Origin of the sequence: Gluconobacter cerinus (assembly GCF_025961355.1) — a bacterium.
Lineage (GTDB): Bacteria > Pseudomonadota > Alphaproteobacteria > Acetobacterales > Acetobacteraceae > Gluconobacter > Gluconobacter cerinus.
Window position 1 is genome coordinate 2774025 of sequence record NZ_JAOQNM010000001.1, and the last position, 21075, is coordinate 2795099.

Genomic DNA, 21075 nt, shown 5'->3' on the forward strand with positions numbered 1-21075 from the left:
TCTACCTCGGACGCGTGCGAACGCCATCCAGCAATCGCCCGACTTCCTCCAGACCACGCGCGTAGACCCCTGCCATGCGGCCTTGGTCATCCAGATCATGGTCGTAGAGGGGGCCGGGTTTATGGATGAGGATCTTCGCCAGGTCGGGTCGGTCGCGGAGCCGCGCGATCGCCAGCTGAAACGAGCGGACCTGTACGCCTTCTGCTTCCGCGCTGTTCAGCGGGCGCTGGCGCAGGTCCTCGAGGAAGTACCTCGTCGGATCGCCGTCCGGCATCGATGCCCGCCGGATGAGGCACGGAACGCAGTATCCGCAATGTCCTTGAGCATAGCCCGCCCACCGCAGTTTCGCGGGGGACGAACAGGAGATCGATTTGTCGGCGATCGTCATGAGGAACGGCTTGTCCGCGCAAGCGTCGACCATCTCGCCCTTGGTCATCGCCCAATAAGGGTTTGACAGTGACCCATCGATGCCGAGCGCGGCGATGATCTCGCGCCAGCGCGCCATATAGAATGGGTGTGTCGTTCGGGTACTAAGTGCCCCGAGACGTAGCGGATCGAGCGGTACGTTAAGCGCGATAAGGCCATTTTCGGGCACTTTGAGGTCGAATGGCCGACGCAGCGCCGTTCCGGCCGCAACACCGAAGGCGAAGAACAGAAACGATCGCGCCCTAGTCGACGTCTCCGATCCGACGCCTTCTGCCAAGTCATGCGCGAAGACCATCGGCAGCCTCACCCATTCGAAACGACGCTGCGGGAATTTCGCCTTGAGCGCCGCGTGGCAAAGATACTGCGCTTTGCTCCCCGCACCTTCGCCAGCATGGCTCACCAGCAGGGGCCGCTCATCGGCCGCGAGGCTATCGATGGCGCCGATCAAGCTATCGAGGCCGCCCGAGAAGAGGTTCACACCCCCGAGATCCGTATTGAGCAGCGGCGCGTCGCCACCGAGCCTTCCCTTGCCCACTGGCCGGGTGCGGAACTCAATCTCCCATCGGTCGCCGCTCAGGAAGCCTAATGCGCGGTCGATCACCGGTCGTGCCCTTTCCCACGCGGCGACGTCACTGACTGGCAACGAGATGCGTATCTCGCGGGTCCAGCCGTCCTGGGCTTCGGTCGCGCGAGCGATCCGCGTATCCGCCGCGTAGACAAGGGCGCCAAGCGCCAGCAGGTCGATGCCGATCTCATTGGGGACCAGATCGAACTTGCGTAGCTCGTTGAGCGCGGTCTGTACCCCATAGGCCATCCCGCCTGCGTTCAGGAGCTGGACGTCGGATCGGACTTCGTCGATCCGCGTCAAGACAGTAGGGTCGTCCGTGGGTCCCAATTTGCCGACGAGGAGATGACGCTTCATCGTGCCGCCTCCGCATCGCCCATCGCTTGGAGGATCTGGAAGGCATCCTCGTAGACCGATGTCACGAAACCGTTGATCTGGTCGGGTGAAAGCGTCTGGATGTTACTACCGGAACGCGCCACTGCGTCGGTTACGCCGCGCTGGATGAAATCGTGCAGCATATCCTCGACCTTCTGGGCTGCCGCCGGGTTCGCGGGCAAGGCCACCGCCTTGGTCCCGATGTCATTGCAGATGCGGGCTTCGATCGTGTGCGCCACATAAAGCTCAAAGACCGTTGTCATCTGCTCGGAGGTCAAACCATCGATGTCAGTGATGCCGGCTTCGGCCAGGTCGGCGATCGTCTCTATGAAAGCGTTGCGCGCGATGCCTTGATCTATCGACCCATCTTCCGGACAGACATAGTCCGCCAGACCCGCGAACACTTCCTCGATAGGACGTCCGGCGAGCGCGGTGAGATTAAGCTCCCGCAAGGTCTCTGCGATCCCGTTGGCCTGCACCGATTGCAGCATCCGGACCACGTTGCCGCCGGACGCGCGAGCGGTGCCCATCCGCTGCGCTGCGCGGCGCGGGCTCCCCATGGACGAGCGCACATAACCTGATACCGCCCGGCCCAGACTGCGCCGATCGGTGCCGCCAGAACGCGCAAACGTCGTGAAATTGGCGCGCGGGGCCGTGAAGCGACCTGCTGCACCCGGTGGCGGGAGTGGCGGCGCGGCGGGCGCAGGTTCGCCATCACCGCTATTGCCATCGGCACCATCCTGCCCATCGCCTGCGTCATCACCGGCCCCACCGTCCCGGTCGCTGTCGTCGACGAAGGTGGGCACCAGCGGGCGATCGTTATTGGGGCCGTCGAAGGTCGAGGACGTGCCCATCAGCCCTTCGCCCTCGTCCGCAGAGCGGCGGTCGCGCTCGCGGCCAGCGCCGGATTGTCGGTAGCCTTGCTCCATCGCTCCAGCAGAGTCTGGAAGCGCCGTCTTTCGGCGTCTTCGGTGATCACTTCCGACCAACCCGCGACGATCCAGGGACCGCTTGAGGCGGGCAGCGTTCCGAGCATGTCCAAGAGGGCCGACTGAAGGTGCGGTTGCGTACGCACGAGGATCGTCGCGCCGTCGATGCCGGCGGGTGGCCGCGAGAAATCACCCGCACCTAGGATTCGCCGACGCACATAATCGAAGACGAGCGAGGCTTCGGGCTTTGCGAGCGCCCGCAGTTCCGCATCCATTCCCGAGACGGCCATGCGACGGCCCATCAGCCGTTCGACGACCGCCGCCAGCGGGCCGAGGGCGGAGGCTGCTGCGAGATAGTCCTTCCGGTCCTTGGTGACGAACAGATACGGACGCAAATCAACATTGCTCAAGGGCGGCTGAAGCTTCGCCCACGCCTTGATGACGTCCGACGCCTGCCATTGTGTCAGGACCGGATTTTCGACCGTCGCAGGCTCGGGGGCAGCGACAGCCTTGGGGGGCACGACTTTCTTCCCTTCCCCGCCTGCCACAAGTGGTGCAGGGGCCCGAGCCGTTTCGGGTTTGGGACCTTCCTCGAGGACAGCGAGGTCTTTGCAACGACCATCGGGATCGTTCGCCGACGCGAGGCCGATCTCGTCGAACAACGTGGGGATGAACCGTTCCGCTAGCATGAGCTTGGCCAGCACCGGCAATTTGACCGCAGCCCCGAAGCCTCGCGCGTCCGCCGTCCGCTCGCGGAGCAGCAAGCTGTTGAGGAATCGCTTGATCTGCCGCGGATTGCCGGACGTCCCACTAGCCAGCAGCTGCACGATCTGTTCGGTCAGCACGAGATCGTCCGCAACATCCTTCGCGCGCGCACCGAGCGCAGCTTGGACCGCGGCACCATCGAACCCCGTAGGATCCCATGGGCGCTTCAGCGCCTCGCGCGCCACCGCCACCAACGCCTTGAATTGCGCGTCTTCGTCACCGAGCCGTGCGCCCACGAGGAGCAAGGTCACATAGATATGCGTCTCAACCCCGCCGAGCGCCGGGATGCGAAACGGGATCTGGATGAGCTTCTCGAGATAATTGCGCGCATAATCACGCGGACCGGTGGTATCCGGTAAGTCGGGGAAGTGCTTACGCACCGAATATTCGATCATCGCCTCATCCGCCGCGATGACGAAGGCGGTGCGGTCCATCATCACGAACAAGCGCATCGCTTCAAGCGTCTCGATCGCCGGCTCGGGCAGGCAGCGGTCGAGATCGTCGATCAGGACGACCAACTGCTTCAGTCTAGCGCGATTTAGCAGTTCATCGAATGCCTTACGGAATTCCTCGACTTCCTGCGGGACGCGCCGACTTTCCTTCTCCTTCAATAACCCTTCGGCACCTTCTATGACCTTGTTTATCTGCTCCTTGTCGGCATACTTGGCCGGGTCCGCGAAGAAGCCTTTCACCATGCCGACGATCGCGCCGACATGATCGGGACTGGGCAAACCCGACATCGCGGTGAACGCGAGCCCACCGCCCATCCGCGCTACCTTGAGCCAGTCAATGCGCTTGACGACATCCTTGACGGCATCGGCTGCCTTCGTCGTCAGCGACCTCTTCTCGATCAGCTGCGTGACCACGCCTTCAATCAGCGCGATCTTCGCATCCTCTAATCCCTGGAACCGCCATGCGTTGAACTTAATGCACAGCGTCTCGTCATGATCGGCGAACGACGCTTCGATCATCTCCAGCACGCTCGATTTGCCCGCTCCCCAGTCACCGTGGACACCAACGGTGACGGCGCGCTCGGGATCTTCGGTAATGAGGCCGACAATAGTCTTGGCGATCGCATCGTTGTTCAGCAGATCGAAAGTGGTCTCGTTGTCCGCAAGCAGCATTTATTCCCCCGAGAGAGACGGTTTGGGCCAGCCGTCTCCGAAAGCTATCCTGCATCTTGCGATGACTAGATCAAGGGGTGTCGGTATTAAAGCCAAGAGGAACCAGGCAACTGCCTGATGAAAATTGGCCGTGCGAAGGACATGCACCGAAGGCAAAAGGCCGCTTCCGGCATCATGGCGGACTTGAATCAATGTCGTCCGGATATCGTTCAGCGGACATTTTTTGAGGTTAATGAATCCACTCCAGAAAACCAAACCGACAAGCAATCACGTCAAGTATGCAGATTTCTAACTTGCTCCAGCCTCACTTTGTGGAATTTTTTGAAAAAAATCATCCGTATAGTTTTTAACATCAGGAATAATAGACAATGGGTAGCTAAATTTTACCTCATCGTTTTGTATGTGACATATCGGCCTTTCAGTTTTTTCCCAATCAAACATTTTGCGTCCGAATAAATAATGCTCGCCTTGAGACTTTCTAAAAACGTAAGGTAATGTATTTCCATATTGATATATTTTCACCATTTGCAATTCTCCCCCTATGAGCGGAAAATCGGTACAATTTTTTGCCCTCGAAAGAATATTGTTGAGAGCTATCAGAGGCTCATACTTCAAAGAAATATATTTTTTTCATGTGAATTAGTAAATGACGCAGATAGGATTTTCTTTATTTCATTTTCGTAATCTCTTTGGTAATCTCCCAGAAACAGGAATGATTTATTTTGATCACGAAAGGGGTGTGGAAGGTTTGTTTTTCTTTTATGGTAGATGAATCCACTATCATCATACTTAAAATAACCAATAATGAAATCAGATTTTTTCCATGACCATCCCCCAAAGAAAATATTTGTTTCCTTTAGTTCTGTTAATTTTTCTGATTTTTTCAGATCCCAACTAGATATAAGATTATTTAGTATTTTACAAAGAAAATCTTTTATTTCCAAAACATCAAAGATTCTCGTTCTCGTCTTGATGAAATTATTTAACGCTGAGCTTGCCTGAACAGACAATGGATAAGCTATTTGTGCGTCACCACAAAAACCCAAACAACAGTCACCTCTTTCCAAAGGAAAAATTTTTTGACATTGATCCATGGCTCCGTAACTTCGAAGTCTACTATCCGATATTAATATAAGCTCCTTTGTATCTATATTATGGTTAATCCATGAAATAGTTATTGTCATGATAATCTCCAAAATATTATTTATTGGCTGGGACAGTTCTATTAACCAAATATAAGTTTCCCCAAAGATAAAATTTATCCAGCGTATTTCCTGAAAATCAGCAATGCTACTTTTCGTTTAGAACCGCACGCATCTTCTCTAGCGTCTCATGCTGCTCCCTGCCTATCAGCTTACGAAATAACTCTGCCAGATGCAGACTAGCAAAAAAAGCCGTCCATTTTGATGTAAGCGTTGAACGTAACAAATATTTTTTCTTCGGCCGAGGCAGGCATTATTCCCGACCTGTCGGTGAATGTCCGCTCCGTAAGGAGTGACGCCATCCTTGTTAAACCGCTCAGGGATTGACGGAAGTGTCCGCTTTCAAAGGTTTGTGTTGCGAAGCGGTCGGTCCGCTTCCCCCCCCCAAGCGACATTTTTTGAGTACCATTCGCCCTACGGCTCACGTCCGGAATCTGCACACATTTCCACCCCAACGCCGAACAAGTATCAGGCTGTCGCGTTAAAAAATCGTACATTACCGACCAATCTTTGCTCTCATCGCGCAAGCCTCACAGCCGCCCGACCTCCCGGCAGATCCCCAGAAGATGAGCGAGCTTCTGATTGAGCACGGCGCCCAGAACAATGACGCCTTCCAGAATATGGGCCGCCTCACTCTCGGCTTTCAGACCATCGAGCCTGCCGCGGAGCAGATAATGCTCGAGCTCCACCAGTCGCACCACCTCATGCAACCCTGCGTGCAACTCTTCCAGTCGAGGGTCCCGGTGAGAGGACAGGGACAGGCCATGCGCATCGTCGGTCATGAAACCCCCTTGGACAGAACAGTCGGGATATGCGAGCATCCCGCGATGACCTACGAGGCTCCGCGTCACCGTTTGATGCAGAAACATACGTTTATTCGACTATATATTCAAGCGTATTTTCGCCTAAATACAGACATCTCTGGTTCAGGATGTCTGCATGGCTCGATCACGCCCCCGAAAGCGCCCCCTCATGGATGACCAACTTACCCTCCTCCGCGAGCGCGGCGAGCGCCTGCGTCAAGCCGCCCAAAGCATCGGCATCACCCACGCCGCCAAGGCCGCAGGCGTCCCCTATACGACCCTGCGGGATTATATGGGCGGTAGCGAGATGAAGCTGTCGGCTGTCGCGTCCCTCGCCCGGGTTTGTGGCGTCTCCCTGGACTGGCTTGCTTTCGGCGTTGGGGATGCCTCCATCACAGCGTCTCATGCAGCAGGCTCCTCTGAACCCCCGACGCGTGGCGGCCACCAGACTGTCATCCCCTGGATCGATGATCGCGATGAGGGTCTGCGCGTCAGCAAAGCCTGGCTTGAAGCCACCGTCGCACGTGAGACGACCGGATTAAGACTGATCAGCGTGACAGGCGACGCCATGACACCCACCCTGCGGGAGGGCGACCTCGCCATGATTGATACGGCCAGCGTCACCGTTCAGGGCGGTGCTGTCTTTGCCTTACGGGTCGAGGGCAACATTCTCATCCGTCGTCTTGAGCGACGTCTGGGCGGCGGGATCCGTGCACTCGCCGATCATGATCGCTATCCCCCGCAGGATCTCTCACCAGACGAAGCGCAGGCCCTGACACTTCTGGGGGAAGTGATCTGGTCAGGCGGACCGCTGGTCAGTTAGGCTTGCCCAGGCAGATAGAAACGTCTTATGCGATTAATCGCGCCATTCTATATACGAATAATCATTGACTAAGGCGATTCGTCGCCTATTATGGCCTGAGATTCACCGCCCTATCGGGTATCTCAGGAGGCCGCCATGTCCGTTATCCTCTCTCTCCCCTGCCCGTTGACCGAACTGTAACGCTCCTCCTGCCCTTTCGCCATTTCACGAGAGCATGCGGAACGTCTGTTTCGGAGAGCGTCATGGACCAGAAAGATATCGACTTCGAGAAGATCAAAGAGCGGCTTGTGCTCTTTGCACGGCGGCCTGAAGACCTCCTGATCGCCTCCGTGATCTGTGTCATTCTGGCCGGACTTCTGCCTTGTGCCCACCGCCATGTCGAACGCGATATGGCGTCCTATCAGCAGATGGGCTTCAGCGGCTTTCATGTTCTTGGCTTCCTGCTCTGGATCACGATTGCCGCCTTCGCAGCCTCCATCCTCAGCCGGGTACGGGCAAGCTTCAATGTCCCACGTCATTACTGCGATCGCGCCTGCTATGCGCTGTCCCTGTTTTGCCTGGTCAGGATCTACAGCTTCCTGCAATCCGCCCAGACGACCACAAGCGGATTTTTCTTCTTCTTTTCGACCTTCCGGCTTTATTTCACGCCCGCCATCGGTGCTGTGTTTCTCCTGATCGCCCCGGCCCTGCTCTGGGGGGCCACGCATCTCGAGAACGGACAGGTGCAGGCGATCTCGCAGGATCAGACGCAGATGTCCCCGCCCGAAGGTCCTGACACCTGACCTGACGCTTTTCGACCCATCAGATCTCAAAGACCCTGAGTTTCGAGACACAAGGATTGGCAGAGCCGGATCCTTCCCAAGGCCTGCTGCCTGAACGCGCCCACACAGCCAAATGGTCCGGTTTCGAAATGGTTTTCCTCATTTCTGTCGGACATAAGTAAAGGAACACACGCCCATGAACACACCCTCAAAATATCCCCTCGCACTGGCTGGTTTGCTGATGATGGCAGGCTGCACACAGATGCAGCCCAATGACGCGATCGTGCGGCTTCAGGCGGCAACAGCACAGATGATCGGACTGGCCTCGTCCGATGAACTGACAGTCAGCAATGTTCAGGCCACCAGCCCGGACAGACTGGGCGGTCAGCAACTGTCCTATACAGCCACAACCGTGCGTGGACGTGTCTTTTCCTGCTCTGCGCTCATGACGCCAGGCCTGCTTACAGAACCCCCCAAAGTGTCAGCACCCCACTGCACGCCCGTCCTCGTCCATCAATGATCCGGCGCTGAACCGCGTCGGACGACGTCTGATGACATGCCTCCCCTGAAACACGACGCCTTCACGCCCAAAATGTAAGGTTGCTCTCCATGTCCGATACCTTTCTGTCCTCAGGTCAGTCTTTGAACACTGTCACGATCGGTGATGGTGACAGCGTCTATGTCGGTTCCGGGGCCAGCACCTCGGATCTTCAACTCGCGCCTGGTGGCAACGAATATGTCATGGCAGGCGGTCGGGCCCTTGGGACCGTTGTCAGCGCAGGCGGCTTTCTTTTTGCCGCAGGCGTAACCGACGCGGCGTCAGCCGTCGTCTCCGAAGGCACAATCGACGCAGGCGCCGAGGCGATACTTCATGCGTCGTCGTTGCGAGCCGTTGAGCTGTACGAAAATGAACAAGCCCCCGTATCAGCATGTTTGTAAGGTTTTTCTGCTGGCTTAAGGCCACGCAAGCTGAATATCCGTCAGCATCCGATACCCCAATATATACCCCGACGCTGCATGAGCTTAAGGACTATCACAGAGCGAATAAAATGACGGGAAAATACCAGCTCTACGACACTAAAAGCGCTACGAATTATTATGGGATATATAGAATGGCGGAGGGGATGGGATTCGAACCCACGATACGACTTACATCGTATAACGGATTAGCAATCCGCCGCCTTCAGCCTCTCGGCCACCCCTCCGCGTGGAAAGCAGTTTTTATACTGCGTTCGTGAAGGCGTTCTTAAGGGGGAACGGCCTCGCCGTCAAACCCCTTAAGAACAATTTTTTTATCTCATTCGGAAAGAAGCTTTTTCAAGGTTTCATTCACCAGAGCCGGGTTCCCTTTACCCTTCATGGCCTTCATCGTCTGACCAACAAAGAAGCCGAAAAGCTTGTCCTTGCCGGATTTGAATTCAGCAACCTTATCCGCATTTGCTGCCAGGATGTCGCGGATGGAGCTTTCGATGGCTCCTGTGTCCGTCACCTGACGAAGACCTTTCCGCTCAACAATAGCAGAAGCCGATTCGCCGGTTTCTACCATGTCTTCAAGGACTTCCTTCGCAATCTTGCCGTTGATCGTCGAATCCGAGATCAGGCTTAACAGCTCACGAAGCCCTTCTGCACTGACCGGACTGTCTTCAATTGAGCGACCAGTGCGGTTCAGCGCAGCAAAGAAGTCTCCGAGCATCCAGTTGGTGGCAAGGCGCGCATCGGCACCCTTTGCAACGGTCTCGTAGAAGTCTGCAACAGCTTGCTCTGCGGTCAGGACACTCGCTTCATAGCGACTGACACCGTATTCGCGCTCCAGGCGGTCCCGCTTGGCTTCTGGCAGTTCGGGAAGAGCAGCTTCTAGTTCGTCAACCCAGGACTGCTCGATGACGAGCGGTAGAAGATCTGGGTCCGGGAAGTAGCGATAATCGTGCGCGTCTTCCTTGGACCGAAGCGAACGTGTTTCGCTGCGGACATGATCGAACAGGCGCGTTTCCTGATCGACTTCGCCGCCAGCTTCCCAGATCTCGATCTGGCGCTGTGCTTCCACTTCGATTGACTGCATGACGTAGCGGATCGAGTTGACGTTCTTGATCTCGCAGCGGGTCCGATATCCCTCCTCGCCCGGCTTGCGCACAGACACGTTGACGTCAGCGCGCATGGAACCTTCTTCCATGTTGCCATCGCAGGTATCGATATAACGCAGGATCTGACGGAGCTTCCGCAAGTAGGCTCCGGCTTCTTCCGGTGAGCGGATGTCTGGCTCACTGACGATTTCCATGAGGGCGACGCCCGCACGGTTCAGGTCAATGAAGGAACGCGTTGGGTCCTGATCATGGATGGACTTGCCTGCATCCTGTTCCAGATGAAGTCGCGTCACGCCGATTTCACGTGTGCTTCCATCCGCAAGATCAACCAGCACCTTGCCCTCACCCACGATGGGATGAGCAAACTGGCTGATCTGATAGCCAGTGGGGAGATCGGCATAGAAGTAGTTCTTGCGATCAAAGCGGCTGAAAAGATTGATCTGAGCGTTCAGGCCAAGGCCGGTCCGCACTGCCTGCGCAACGCATTCCTGGTTCAGAACCGGGAGCATACCCGGGAAACCCGCGTCAATCAGGCTGACATGCGTATTTGGCTCGCCGCCGTAAGAGGCGGAGGCGCCAGAGAACAACTTCGCTTGGCTGATGACCTGGGCATGAACTTCCAGCCCGACGACAATTTCCCATTCGCCGGTGTTGCCGGTGATACGATAGCTCATGCCGACACTCCTGCATGGATGGCGGGTCTGTGGGTGAAGGACGCAGCCTGTTCGATGACGTGTCCTGCTGCGATCAGTGTTTCTTCGTCAAAGAACTTGCCAATGAGCTGAAGCCCGAGCGGAACACCCTGTGCGTCCAGACCAGCCGGAACAGAGAGCGCAGGAACGCCTGCCATGCTGGCTGGAACAGTGAAGATATCATTCAGGTACATCTGCACTGGATCTGTCGGCTTTTCGTCCTGAGCAAAGGCACTGGAGGGCGCCGTTGGCGTCAGAAGGAAATCCACCTTCTCGAAGGCATTCAGGAAGTCCCGCTGGATCAGTGTGCGGACCTTCTGCGCGCGCAGGTAATAGGCATCGTAATAACCCGACGACAGAACATGCGTTCCGATCAGGATACGGCGCTTCACTTCTTCGCCAAAGCCAGCGGCACGGGTGGCTTCGTACAGTGCATCAAGGGAATCCCCCTTCACACGTTCGCCGAAACGCACACCGTCATAGCGGGCAAGGTTTGAAGATGCTTCTGCGAGAGCTGCGATATAGTAAGTTGGAAGGCCGTACTTCGTGTGCGGAAGAGACACTTCCACCACTTCTGCGCCTGCGGCCTTCAGCCAGTTGATACCCTGCTGCCAGAGGGCCTCGATTTCGGCTGGCATGCCCGGGGCATGATATTCCTTGGGAATACCAACGCGCAGGCCTTTAACGCCTCGCGTCAGCGCTGCTTCGTAATTCGGAACAGGCGTGTTGACGCTTGTGGAATCCCGCTCGTCGAACCCGGCCATGGATTCCAGCAGGATTGCGCAATCCTGAAGGTTGCGGGCCATCGGGCCAGCCTGATCCAGCGAGCTTGCGAAAGCTATCGTGCCGAAACGGGAGCAGCGGCCGTAGGTCGGCTTGATGCCAGCAATCCCTGTAAAGGCAGCCGGCTGGCGAATGGAGCCACCCGTATCCGTACCGGTCGCGCCCAAGACCAGACCTGCGGCTACGGCAGCGGCAGAGCCACCGGAGGAACCGCCCGGAACCAGCTTGGCGTCAGAGCCAGTGCGCTTCCAGGGGTTTTCTACCGGGCCAAAGGCTGAGTTCAGATTGGCGGAACCCATAGCGAATTCATCGAGGTTCAGCTTGCCAAGGAACACGGCGCCGTCACGCAGAAGGTTGGACGTCACCGTGCTTTCGTAAGGCGGGACAAAATTGCCAAGAATCTTGCTGGCCGCCGTCGTGCGGACGCCGTTCGTGCAGAACAGATCCTTGATGCCGAGCGGAATGCCGGTCAGTGCGCCGCCCTCACCTTTCGCCAGAACGTCGTCCGCAGCCTGGGCTGCTACGCGAGCCTGATCGGGCGTACGGGTGATGAAACTGTTGAGGCGGCCATCCAGACGCTCGATGGCATCCAGGTGGGCGTTCGTCAGTTCAACCGCGGAAATCTTGCGAGCCTTAAGGGCATCCCGGGCGGAAGCCAGCGTAAAATCGTGCATGCCGGACATTATTCGACCACCTTCGGAACCGTGTAGAACGGACCTTCACGGTCCGGAGCGTTTGACAGCACGTCATCGCGGCGATTGCCGTCCGTGACGCGGTCTTCCCGCAGGCGTGGCGTGGCGAGGCCTGTGCCAATCATGGGAGGGACATCTGTGACGTCCACTTCGTTAAGCTGTTCCACCCAATCGATGATGGAACCCATGTCCTTCCCGAGAGAGTCTACCTCCCCCGGTTCGAGACCAATTCTCGCCAATCTGGCGATGCGCGTGACCGTTTTCGCGTCGAGCGACATGAACATTCCTGAAAAAGAGGAAATTATGGTAGCTTTTCAGCCGTCACACAGATCATAACGCCGGGTTATGTCCCTGTTCAATCCACAAGACCTCCGTAATGTTCTTCAAACTGATCAGCGTATCCTTGGGCTGGACCCTGGATCGAAGACGATCGGCGTCGCCCTGACAGACGTTTCTCTCATGCTCGCCTCGCCATTTATGGGATTAAAACGGCGGAAATTGGGGGAAAATGCCAAGGAGTTGGCAGAGATCACGAAGCGCCAGAACGTTGGGGCGCTGGTGGTCGGCTTGCCCCTGTCATTGGATGGATCTTTTGGTCCCGCAGCACGCGCAGCGTCGGACTGGACAACAGCTCTTTCCGAGCGGCTGGGTATTCCGGCGTGTTTGTGGGATGAGCGGCTCTCATCCAGTGCGGTCAACCGCTTCCTTATTCAGGACGCTGATATGACGCGTGGGCGACGCGCTGAAGTGGTCGATAAAATGGCGGCCGCCTATATGCTGCAAGGCTGGCTTGATGCGATGAAGGGCAGCTCTGAAAAGACATTTTTGTGAAAAATGTCTTTGGTTGGTCTGAGTTACACAAAATTTAGACCAACCAGAAGCACCAGAATGGCAATCCCAACAAAAATGCAAACCGGAAGCATAATGGTGGAGAGCAGAGATTCTCCCTCCTCCGTCGCTTCAAGAGCAATTTCGTCTTCGGTATCATCGATGTTTCTTTGGTCGGTCATACTCAAACAGTACGATATTGCCTCGTCCGAGGCGAGAAAATTATTTTATTGTTTGGGTAGAGATTTATTTTCATAATTATTAAAAATAAATCTTCATATATAAGAAAATAATAGGAATAGCATAATAATTTTCCTTATCGGTAAATATTTTTTATCTTAATTATTTCTGCGGAAATATTTATCGTTGGAATTATATTTTGTGATGATTCTTTCCATGAAAAATTGACTTGTACTTGGCGTTTTTCTTGGAAAATCATCAGATCTGAATGTCGCGTACAGACTTCGAGCATTGCCGCATGAAGGGAAATGCTTATCCGCTCATTCAGAGCATCTTTTCTCAATGAAGGGTCAGACATGAATTTGGTCCTTCCTTAATTTGGACCAAAATTATCCTGTTTTTCGGGCTGTGGCAATTAATACTGTTTTCAAATAAGCTTTTCTCCTCACAGGAGGGCCCTAAAATGGCTGATGAAGAAATTGCTGGCTACCTAATTCGCCGTGAACTCGAAAACGGAGACGACGAATTCTGGAACCCCACAGAAAAGTGGGTTTCTGATCCGGGCGACTCAGAGCTCTATGAAGATGAGGACGAAGCAAACGCTGTCGCCGATCTGCTGAGCGAGAATGACTCATTGGTGATCACCGTTGAAGAAGTGTATTTCGACGACGGCGAAGAGGAAGACGAAGCCACTGACGGAGAATAAGCGCCTCTCCTGAAGGGGGCTGCGGCCGCGCTGCTTTTGTAGCGCGGCCCTTTTCTTTGTTTTGTACGGCTGCTCTTAGAGCCGTCACTCGGCATCTCTTGCTAACGCGCGTTAGTGCCTTACAAACCTGAGGGTTACGTCATGCAGCGGAATGATAACGACGAAGACGGCATCGGATCAGAAATCTACCAACTGATGGGTGAACTGCAAAGCGATGCGGAGCGCCTGAACATCGCAGCCGATAAATCTTCAACTCCTGATGATATCAAGCATATGATTGCTGCACTTGCTGATAAAATTGATGGACTTGCTTCCCTGGTCCGATAAGTCCTCGCAGAAACCTTATCTTCTGTGAGTAAAGATTTGTTTTTATGTTTTCGATTATTCTTACCTACAAATTTAAAATAGACCTCTAATCATCATATAGTCTCCAGCGATTGCAATAAATATAAGTAGAAGAATTGCTGGTATGCAGAGGGTTAAAAATAGAAAACCGAAAATGACAGGTTTTTTGGGTCTGTTCGGATCTGGGTAAGGGCCGCCCAGAAGACTCATAATATATTTATAGGTTATCCAGAGACCAAAATTCGCGGCCCAAATTACAGATAAAACGAAAATCATAAAGTAAAATTTCTTTTGGCTGTTTCGACGGGAGAAAGAGGAATGCGCTGTTTTACAGTATTTATGAGATGCTTCCACGTGAACCAATAGACAAAATATTTTTTCTGGTAAGGCTAATAACCCTCATTTCCTCACGGCCTCGTGATATTTCTCCCCCTCTCTCCAAGCATATTACAATCCAAAAAATCCTAGGATTTTGGACTTAAGAAAATCTTGCGAATCAAAACGCGGATAGATATGGTCTGCGTATGTCATTTTACGGCGCTAGCACTGAATACGTCCTGCACAGCCTCCTGTGGCTTGTCGACAATCCTGAGCCTGTCAGCAGTCTCGATCTGGCGGAGCTTCAAAATATTCCGGCAGCATTTGTTGCGAAGCTTTTGCCCAAGCTGGAAAAGGCTGGTCTCCTCAATGCTGCTGAAGGGTTGAAGGGTGGCTACACGTTGGCAAAACCTGCCGACGAGATCACTGTTTTGGCCATTGTTGACGCAGTGGATGGTGAAAAGCGCCTCTTTAATTGTCAGGAAATCCGCGGACGCTGCGCCCTCTTTGACGAGAACCCACCTGGATGGGCGACGCAGGGGGTATGCGGAATTCATGCAGTCATGCTGCGAGCTGAAAAGGCGATGCGTCGGGAGTTAGCCCAAACATCCCTCGCCGATTTGGCCAAATCAGTTCGGGACAAGGCGCCCTCGCCTTTTCTTGGAGAGGCACAGACCTGGCTGGATGAGCGTGTTCAGACCCGAAGGACGAACAAGGTCCGGCAGAGGCGTCGTTCGGACAGTGCTTGAGCGGTTTCAGCTAACAAAAAAGGAAATATCCCGTGCGTAAATTTACTGTCCTGGCAGTTTTAACTGCTGGCTTCTGGGCCTCCTCCCTTCAGGCAGCGACAACAGTCACACCTTTGATGAGTCACGAACTGCCAGGTCTTTCAGGAAAGGAAGGGGCCATGGTGACAGTGGACTACGGGCCAGGAGATTCAGATCCGATCCACAGGCATAACGCATCAGTCTTCGTTTATGTTCTCAAGGGCAGCGTCATCATGCAGGTTAAGGGTGGGCAGCCAGTCACTTTGAAAGAGGGGCAAACCTTTTTTGAAGGCCCCAACGATATGCATGTTGTCGGGCGGAATGCCAGTCAGACCGAACCGGCTAAATTCATTGCGTTTTTCGTCAAGGACAAAGCTGCCCCGTTTGTCTTTCCTGCGCACTGAGGTACGGGATATTCGCTATGAAAATTTTTGTCGCCGGTGCTAGCGGAGCGCTGGGGCGCTGCTTGATTGCGCGCCTCAAAGAGGCTGGACATGGCGTCTGGGGGATGGCTCATCGGGCGGAAAGCCTGACGGCTATCGAGATGTTGGGAGCCCATGCGGTCAAGGCTGATGCTCTCAATAGGGAGGCATTGTTTGCAATAATCGAGAAGCTCCGCCCTGACGTGGTGATTGATGAACTTACGTCTCTCCCGGCAAGTCCTTTTGACCTTCCAAAGCATCTCCCGATCGATCGAAAACTTCGTCTTGAAGGTGGCGGCAATCTTTTCGATGCGGCGCAAACATATGGCGTAAAGCGCTACATACAGCAGTCTTGCGGCTTTTATCTGGACGCTGGTTATGACTTGGCGACAGAAGCATCTTCGCTGAGAATGAGCGCGCCGGGGAATATCGGGGAAAGCGCGCGTATGTATACAGCTCTGGAAGCGCGCGTCAGGAGCGCTCCCACAATGGAGGGTGTCACGCTGCGATACGGCTTTTTTTACGGCCCAGGGACGTGGTACTGGCCAGATGGTGCATTTAGTGCGCATCTTGCTCGTGGTGAGGTCTCACTGATTGGTGCGGGCGCCAGCACATTCTCTTTTGTTCATGTAGATGATGCGGCACAGGCAACTGTATCAGCACTTACAGCCAAGCCTGGCGTTTACAATATCGTTGATAATCAGCCTCTACAGTTCGAGAAATGGCTGAAGGCGTATGCGCGATGGGTCGGGGCACCGGTGCCGCCGTGCATGACTGAAAAGGACGCTGTTTTTCTGATGGGCGAAGAAAGCGTCTATTACCAGAATAGCCTGACAGGCGCCTGCAATCGTAAGGCTATGGCTGCGCTCGGGTTTAGTCCACGAAAAGCCCCGTGGCTCAGTACTGTAGGCTAGAGCTGCCGCCGCATATTTGAATATGAGGGTACGGTATTTATCTGCGCCCGTTTGGGAAGAAAATGGGCCAGCCAATAGAACGATGCAGGCCATTCGCTCAAGTGGCGCAAACAACATCAAATATTTTCAAGGAGTTCGAATGGTGGGCGCGACAGGGATTGAACCTGTGACCCCTGCCGTGTGAAGGCAGTGCTCTACCGCTGAGCTACGCGCCCATTCGTTGAGCGGGCTTTTAACAGTGGCGATACAGTCTGACAAGACGATTTTTTGGCCATACCATCGCCTTTGTTTGAACTCATTGCGCCGTCAGAAACATTTTGTCTGACTGGGAGCGACAATGAAACGGAATCCCGCTTTGGATTGTCTGCGAGGAGCAGCAATTCTTTTTGTGATCAGTAATCACATTGGAATACGCATTCCCCTCTCTCATACGGGGTTGGCCAGCTTTCTGCCGCGTTGGTTCCTCATGGGCCTGAACTATAATGGCGGTGAGGCTGTCAGCATCTTCTTCGTCTTGTCCGGCTTTCTGATTGCGTCCCGAATTACGCAGACCTTCGGTGCTTTGGATCGGATACAGCCGGTCAGGTTCCTCATTCATCGCGCTATTCGTATCCTTCCCTGCCTCGTGTTACTTGTGAGCGTTCTGGGAGTGCTCGACTATGTCGGCTTCGAAGATTATCGCTTTTCAAAGCCGGGTCAGAGCTTCCTAGGCGCGACAATGGCAGCTTTCGGGCTGTATTTTAACGTGTGGCAGGCCCGGCATGGTTGGAGTGTTGCAGGCTGGACGATCCTTTGGTCCCTGTCGATTGAAGAGCTTTTCTATCTGCTGTTCCCGTTCCTCTGCCGATTGAATGTGTGGTTGCGTGTGGGCGTGCTCCTCCTGCTGGCTGTAACGGCACCCGTGTATCAGGCAACGCTTCAGGGCAATGAAATCTGGCGAGAGCAGGCCACCCTGACCGGTTTGGGAACCATTGCGCTGGGTATTCTCATGGCAATCGTGGCAGCGCGGTATCGTCCTAACGGAAGCTGGCCTGTTGCGATGTGGGGCGTTGGTTTGCTGATGATGCTGGCAGAGATGTTTGGTCCGCCATCCTGGTGGCATCTGCTGTCTGATGGCTGGTTTGCCGTCCTTTATGGAGGCATTGCCATGCTGGTTTTGGCCTGTGGCTGGCGTTCATTTGAAGGGGGTCGATGGAGTTGGTGGATCCGTAGAATGGGGCAACTGTCATATGAGGTCTATCTCACCCACATGTTTGTTGTCATGGCTGCTGTTCGGATCTGGAGGCATAATCATTGGCCGCAAAGCAATGGATGGATTGTCTATCCAGTCTGCCTGATCGTGATCTGGGGGCTGGGCGAAGCTGTCTCGCGGCTCTTTACCAAGCCCATTACCAAGTTTCTTGATCGAGCGTTGACGTCCCGAATCTATCAAAAAAGCCGAGTGACAAGTTCGGTTCAGCCGGAGGTGGGATGTTAACAGTCCGCCTCCGGTTCAGATTTCTTTTCTAAGCACGCGCAGTGAGTTGTCTCAGAACGCTATTTTTACTGTTCTTCCAGCAAGGGAGGTGCGGCGAGTGACAGGTAATGCATGCGCTTCAACTCGCGTCGCCCCAGTGTGATGCTGTCCAGGATCAGGCCGCAAACCAGTGAGAGCGCCGCAAGGATCATACTGCCTGTGGCAAGGAGCGCTGTAGGAAGGCGTGGGACGAGCCCTGTGTTGAGGTACGTCACCACGACAGGGATCCCGAGGATCAGACCGGCAAGGGTAAAAAATAGTGAGAGCGCTGCAAAGAACATCAACGGGCGTTCCTGCTTTACCAGATTGATGATGGTTCTCAGGATTAGCAGTCCATCTGAGTAGGTGCGCAGCTTGGATGCTGAACCGGGCGGGCGCTCGATATAAGCCGTTGGAATTTCCCCAATCGGCATGCCGAGTTCGAGGGCATGGACCGTGAATTCGGTCTCGGTCTCAAAGCCGGCAGAAAGAGCCGGGAAAGACTTTACGAAGCGCCGGGAAAATACGCGATAACCTGAGAGCATGTCACTGAGTCGACGGCCGAAGACGAGCGTTACCAGTCCTGTCAGTACCTTGTTGCCCAACACATGTCCGCGGCGATAGGCGGCTTCGCGGTCGGTTACGCGCGCACCGTTTACCATGTCCAGACCTTCTGACATGGCAGCATGAAGCATGCCGGGTGCCGCCGCCGCCTCATAGGTGGCATCACCATCAACCAGGATATAATAGTCTGCCTCAATATCCGCGAACATCCGGCGGATAACGTGTCCCTTCCCTTTCATCCGTTCCGTACGGACAATTGCTCCCGCAGCTTTGGCGACTTCTTTTGTGCGATCTGTCGAGTTGTTATCGTAAACGTAAATATCTGCGCTCGGCAGTGCTGCACGAAAATCCTGCACAACCTTCTGAATGGTCACCTCTTCATTATAGCAGGGCACAAGAACAACCGTGCGAGAAGAAGAGAGATGCGTGTTGGAAAGCATTGAGATAGGACCAATATTCAGAATGTGTGAAATGTCGTCTTACAGAAGTATAAATTTATTCTGCGTAAAATTCAAAGGCCGATGGAAGCTCGTGGATTCACTGCGGACGGACATGGTTTCGTCAGCTAGCGAAAACTGCCGCACTTCCTGTTGAAGAAAGGGCAGTAACCCATTCCTCAACAAGAAGCCTGAAAAGGTTTAGAAGCCGAACATATGATCGAGGGAGAAGCCACCTTCCTCATTTTCAAGGCCATGGTACCCGAACAGGCGGCATGTGAGATCGCGGATCAGGATATATCCACCGACACCGGCTCGCTCCAGGTGGGCGCTCTCAAAAAGCTCATGGGGACGAACCATGTAGGAGCCTGATGGCTGGATGCGGATACCCGTCTCGGCCACCAGGGTGCCGTCAGCGGCATGAAGCAGCAGAACCGTTTCGGATTGATCCGTCCCCTCGATTGAGGCGGGGTGGATCAGGCAACAAAAACTACGCAGATGATCATGCCCAAGCTTCAAGAAGAGACGCGTTGTCAGGCCCGGCGGTGGACCGGAGTAGGATTGCGGCTCGGAACGCCATGTCATGAGCGTGTTAAAGATGTGCGCTCCAAAACTGGTTTCCGCCGCATGATCGGTTTCGCGGTTGCGATAGCGCATGAGCGCATGAAGCCAGCCGTCAGCTTCCCCTCCGTCTCGGAAGTCATATACCAGATCTGCATGCCCTGGCCGGTCTGTCAGGTCATGCAAGGCAATGGCTGTTGAGTGGTTGCGGGGAAGATTTCCAAGGAAGTGGGAGCCTACCGGCTGTCCGGCATCATCGAAAATATCCAGCCGCACAGGAAGCGTTTCCAGTGCTTCGGACATGGGGTTTGGTTGGATAAAGCTTTCAAATTTTGCAGGGTCCAAAATGGGAAATGGCAGCAGAAAGCCTCGGCCTAGCGATGGTGCGAAATTTCTGATGGCTGGGTCCGGGTGAATATTGTCCCGCTCGACATTCAGGTGTGCAATGCGTGTGCGTCCACGCTGCGTTATTTCATAGCGCGGCCGAACCAGATGACGTCCTGCGCGCATTTCGAGCTGGGCAGGCCATGCGAGTTCGGGAAAGATTTTTCCAACATCGACCGCGATGGTCTCAAACGGGCCGATCGTCCGATCAACGCCACGATGTTCTTCCACGCCCATGGGGTTAAAGGTAATGCCTCCCGCCGGGATCGTGGTGGCATGGCTGTTCTGGACCCAGACGGTAAGGGTCTCATCTGCTTCCGGAGCGGGTAGCGTGGCATAACGGACAGATGGCCAGGCATTGGCGTCATGTGTGACGGACAGGCTTGGGTCACCATTTCTGCCCCAGACATCAAGCGCGTACTTGACGACGTCATGCCCACGCGCGCCGATCACATGAATGAAAAGCTGGCCCATAAACGGCGGCAGGCTGAAACGTTCACGTATTTGGGCGCTATCAATCGTGATGCCTGCGCCAGACTGGGTAACAGGTTGCTCCCACTGGGCGATGACCTGCCCCGACTGATCATAAAGACGTAGCCAGTAACGCAGATCCTGCGAGCCATAATTGGACCAGTAGTTGGCCGTCACGATCCGTGTGGAAAACTGATCGTCATCCCGGAAAAAAGCAAAATTTGTCGCGAAATTGAGTTTGTCGAGATAGGGGCGACCACGGACGATCATATCATCGGGCAGGCGTGCCGGGGCGAGAGTGTGCAATGTGCGCCCGTTCAGGAGCTTGCCCAGACGACCGCGCATTTTCACGTCATCGAACGAGAGCGCCAGAATGATATCTGCCTCAGTGTCGGGCAGTTCCAAAAGGGCTTGCTTCGCCCCACCAAAGCCGTCGGGTTGGCCAACCTGCTCGGTATCATGAACCAGCACGACAGAAGGTTTTAGTCCCGGATAAAGGGCAACCAGCGTTCGAACGGTGTCTTCGGGGTCGTAAATGACGATTGTCTGCCCGGCGAAAGCCTTCTCCATGCGCGTCAGCGCCTCGGCTGCTATCGGGTGGGCCAGCGCCTTGTAGAGCACGTTTCCACCCTGTGGACCGAAAGTGCGGATATCGAGCATAG

24 protein-coding genes and 2 tRNA genes are annotated in these 21075 nt (G+C 54.8%); 11 read left to right on the forward strand and 15 right to left on the reverse strand.

The genetic code is table 11. The features are described from left to right. Position 1 precedes the first annotated feature (1 nt). From qatC to M2305_RS12965, 6 genes are all read right to left on the reverse strand, one after another. Positions 2-1348, reverse strand: coding sequence for a Qat anti-phage system QueC-like protein QatC (gene qatC, locus M2305_RS12940; protein ID WP_003618835.1), 1347 nt, complete (start codon positions 1346-1348; stop codon positions 2-4). Then, complete coding sequence (gene qatB, locus M2305_RS12945) at positions 1345-2220, reverse strand: Qat anti-phage system associated protein QatB (RefSeq protein ID WP_003618833.1); 876 nt, start codon at positions 2218-2220, stop codon at positions 1345-1347. The genes qatC and qatB overlap by 4 nt, the downstream gene beginning before the upstream one ends. Beyond that, the gene (gene qatA, locus M2305_RS12950) at positions 2220-4184 is read right to left on the reverse strand and encodes a Qat anti-phage system ATPase QatA (protein WP_264649575.1); all 1965 of its coding nucleotides are present in this window, start codon (positions 4182-4184) and stop codon (positions 2220-2222) included. Before qatA ends, qatB begins: the two co-directional genes overlap by 1 nt. A gap of 288 nt (positions 4185-4472) precedes the next feature. Beyond that, positions 4473-4709, reverse strand: coding sequence for a hypothetical protein (locus M2305_RS12955; RefSeq protein ID WP_264649576.1), 237 nt, complete (start codon positions 4707-4709; stop codon positions 4473-4475). Between the two features lie 86 nt (positions 4710-4795). Beyond that, positions 4796-5368, reverse strand: coding sequence for a hypothetical protein (locus tag M2305_RS12960; RefSeq protein ID WP_264649577.1), 573 nt, complete (start codon positions 5366-5368; stop codon positions 4796-4798). A gap of 548 nt (positions 5369-5916) precedes the next feature. Continuing rightward, positions 5917-6168 carry a hypothetical protein gene (locus tag M2305_RS12965; RefSeq protein ID WP_015074028.1) on the reverse strand — a complete coding sequence of 84 codons (252 nt, stop codon included), beginning with the start codon at positions 6166-6168 and terminating at the stop codon, positions 5917-5919. A 157-nt stretch (positions 6169-6325) separates the two neighbouring features. Here M2305_RS12965 and M2305_RS12970 point away from each other — a divergent pair, with 157 nt between their 5' ends. The 4 genes from M2305_RS12970 to M2305_RS12985 all read left to right on the forward strand — a co-directional run bounded on the left by M2305_RS12970 (position 6326) and on the right by M2305_RS12985 (position 8712). Continuing rightward, positions 6326-7012, forward strand: coding sequence for a LexA family transcriptional regulator (locus tag M2305_RS12970; protein WP_264649335.1), 687 nt, complete (start codon positions 6326-6328; stop codon positions 7010-7012). 242 nt (positions 7013-7254) lie between these two features. After that, on the forward strand, positions 7255-7794 hold the full coding sequence (locus M2305_RS12975; RefSeq protein WP_264649578.1) for a hypothetical protein: 540 nt from the start codon (positions 7255-7257) through the stop codon (positions 7792-7794). A 175-nt stretch (positions 7795-7969) separates the two neighbouring features. Next, positions 7970-8293 carry a hypothetical protein gene (locus M2305_RS12980; protein ID WP_264649579.1) on the forward strand — a complete coding sequence of 108 codons (324 nt, stop codon included), beginning with the start codon at positions 7970-7972 and terminating at the stop codon, positions 8291-8293. Between the two features lie 89 nt (positions 8294-8382). Then, a complete protein-coding gene (locus M2305_RS12985) occupies positions 8383-8712 on the forward strand; it encodes a hypothetical protein (protein WP_264649580.1) in 330 nt (109 codons plus the stop codon). A 174-nt stretch (positions 8713-8886) separates the two neighbouring features. Here the strand turns inward: M2305_RS12985 and M2305_RS12990 are convergent. From M2305_RS12990 to gatC, 4 genes are all read right to left on the reverse strand, one after another. Then, positions 8887-8978, reverse strand: a tRNA-Ser gene (locus M2305_RS12990). A 92-nt stretch (positions 8979-9070) separates the two neighbouring features. Continuing rightward, on the reverse strand, positions 9071-10528 hold the full coding sequence (gene gatB / locus M2305_RS12995) for an Asp-tRNA(Asn)/Glu-tRNA(Gln) amidotransferase subunit GatB (protein WP_264649581.1): 1458 nt from the start codon (positions 10526-10528) through the stop codon (positions 9071-9073). Then, positions 10525-12012, reverse strand: a complete 1488-nt coding sequence (gatA, locus tag M2305_RS13000) for an Asp-tRNA(Asn)/Glu-tRNA(Gln) amidotransferase subunit GatA (protein ID WP_264649582.1) — start codon at positions 12010-12012, stop codon at positions 10525-10527. The genes gatB and gatA overlap by 4 nt, the downstream gene beginning before the upstream one ends. Next, the gene (gene gatC, locus M2305_RS13005; RefSeq protein WP_064275348.1) at positions 12012-12299 is read right to left on the reverse strand and encodes an Asp-tRNA(Asn)/Glu-tRNA(Gln) amidotransferase subunit GatC; all 288 of its coding nucleotides are present in this window, start codon (positions 12297-12299) and stop codon (positions 12012-12014) included. The genes gatA and gatC overlap by 1 nt, the downstream gene beginning before the upstream one ends. Before the next feature lie 67 nt (positions 12300-12366). Between gatC and ruvX the strand changes: the two genes are divergently transcribed. Then, the gene (gene ruvX, locus M2305_RS13010) at positions 12367-12852 is read left to right on the forward strand and encodes a Holliday junction resolvase RuvX (protein ID WP_264649583.1); all 486 of its coding nucleotides are present in this window, start codon (positions 12367-12369) and stop codon (positions 12850-12852) included. A 23-nt stretch (positions 12853-12875) separates the two neighbouring features. On the opposite strand, the gene M2305_RS13015 is transcribed toward ruvX, so the two are convergent. Together M2305_RS13015 and M2305_RS13020 are read right to left on the reverse strand one after the other, a co-directional pair. Further along, positions 12876-13031, reverse strand: coding sequence for a hypothetical protein (locus M2305_RS13015; RefSeq protein WP_264649584.1), 156 nt, complete (start codon positions 13029-13031; stop codon positions 12876-12878). 134 nt (positions 13032-13165) lie between these two features. Continuing rightward, the gene (locus M2305_RS13020) at positions 13166-13387 is read right to left on the reverse strand and encodes a hypothetical protein (protein WP_264649585.1); all 222 of its coding nucleotides are present in this window, start codon (positions 13385-13387) and stop codon (positions 13166-13168) included. Between the two features lie 105 nt (positions 13388-13492). Here M2305_RS13020 and M2305_RS13025 point away from each other — a divergent pair, with 105 nt between their 5' ends. From M2305_RS13025 to M2305_RS13045, 5 genes are all read left to right on the forward strand, one after another. Next, a complete protein-coding gene (locus tag M2305_RS13025; protein ID WP_099212554.1) occupies positions 13493-13735 on the forward strand; it encodes a hypothetical protein in 243 nt (80 codons plus the stop codon). A 141-nt stretch (positions 13736-13876) separates the two neighbouring features. Next, entirely contained in the window at positions 13877-14062 is a 186-nt protein-coding gene (locus M2305_RS13030; RefSeq protein ID WP_264649586.1) for a hypothetical protein, read from the forward strand. 542 nt (positions 14063-14604) lie between these two features. Then, the gene (locus M2305_RS13035) at positions 14605-15147 is read left to right on the forward strand and encodes an RrF2 family transcriptional regulator (RefSeq protein WP_086633162.1); all 543 of its coding nucleotides are present in this window, start codon (positions 14605-14607) and stop codon (positions 15145-15147) included. Between the two features lie 32 nt (positions 15148-15179). Continuing rightward, on the forward strand, positions 15180-15569 hold the full coding sequence (locus M2305_RS13040; RefSeq protein WP_264649587.1) for a cupin domain-containing protein: 390 nt from the start codon (positions 15180-15182) through the stop codon (positions 15567-15569). A 17-nt stretch (positions 15570-15586) separates the two neighbouring features. Further along, positions 15587-16501, forward strand: coding sequence for an NAD-dependent epimerase/dehydratase family protein (locus M2305_RS13045; protein ID WP_264649588.1), 915 nt, complete (start codon positions 15587-15589; stop codon positions 16499-16501). Positions 16502-16641: 140 nt separating this feature from the next. Here the strand turns inward: M2305_RS13045 and M2305_RS13050 are convergent. Continuing rightward, a tRNA-Val gene (locus M2305_RS13050) sits at positions 16642-16716 on the reverse strand. A 122-nt stretch (positions 16717-16838) separates the two neighbouring features. On the opposite strand from M2305_RS13050, the gene M2305_RS13055 reads away from it, so the two are divergent. Beyond that, positions 16839-17978: an acyltransferase family protein gene (locus M2305_RS13055; RefSeq protein WP_264649589.1), complete on the forward strand. Its 1140-nt coding sequence runs from the start codon at positions 16839-16841 to the stop codon at positions 17976-17978. A 65-nt stretch (positions 17979-18043) separates the two neighbouring features. Here M2305_RS13055 and M2305_RS13060 read toward each other — a convergent pair whose 3' ends face one another. Beyond that, positions 18044-19000 (reverse strand): glycosyltransferase family 2 protein, encoded by a 957-nt coding sequence (locus M2305_RS13060; RefSeq protein ID WP_264649590.1) that lies wholly within the window; start codon positions 18998-19000, stop codon positions 18044-18046. A gap of 198 nt (positions 19001-19198) precedes the next feature. Beyond that, positions 19199-21073: a hypothetical protein gene (locus tag M2305_RS13065; protein WP_264649591.1), complete on the reverse strand. Its 1875-nt coding sequence runs from the start codon at positions 21071-21073 to the stop codon at positions 19199-19201. Positions 21074-21075: the final 2 nt, after the last annotated feature.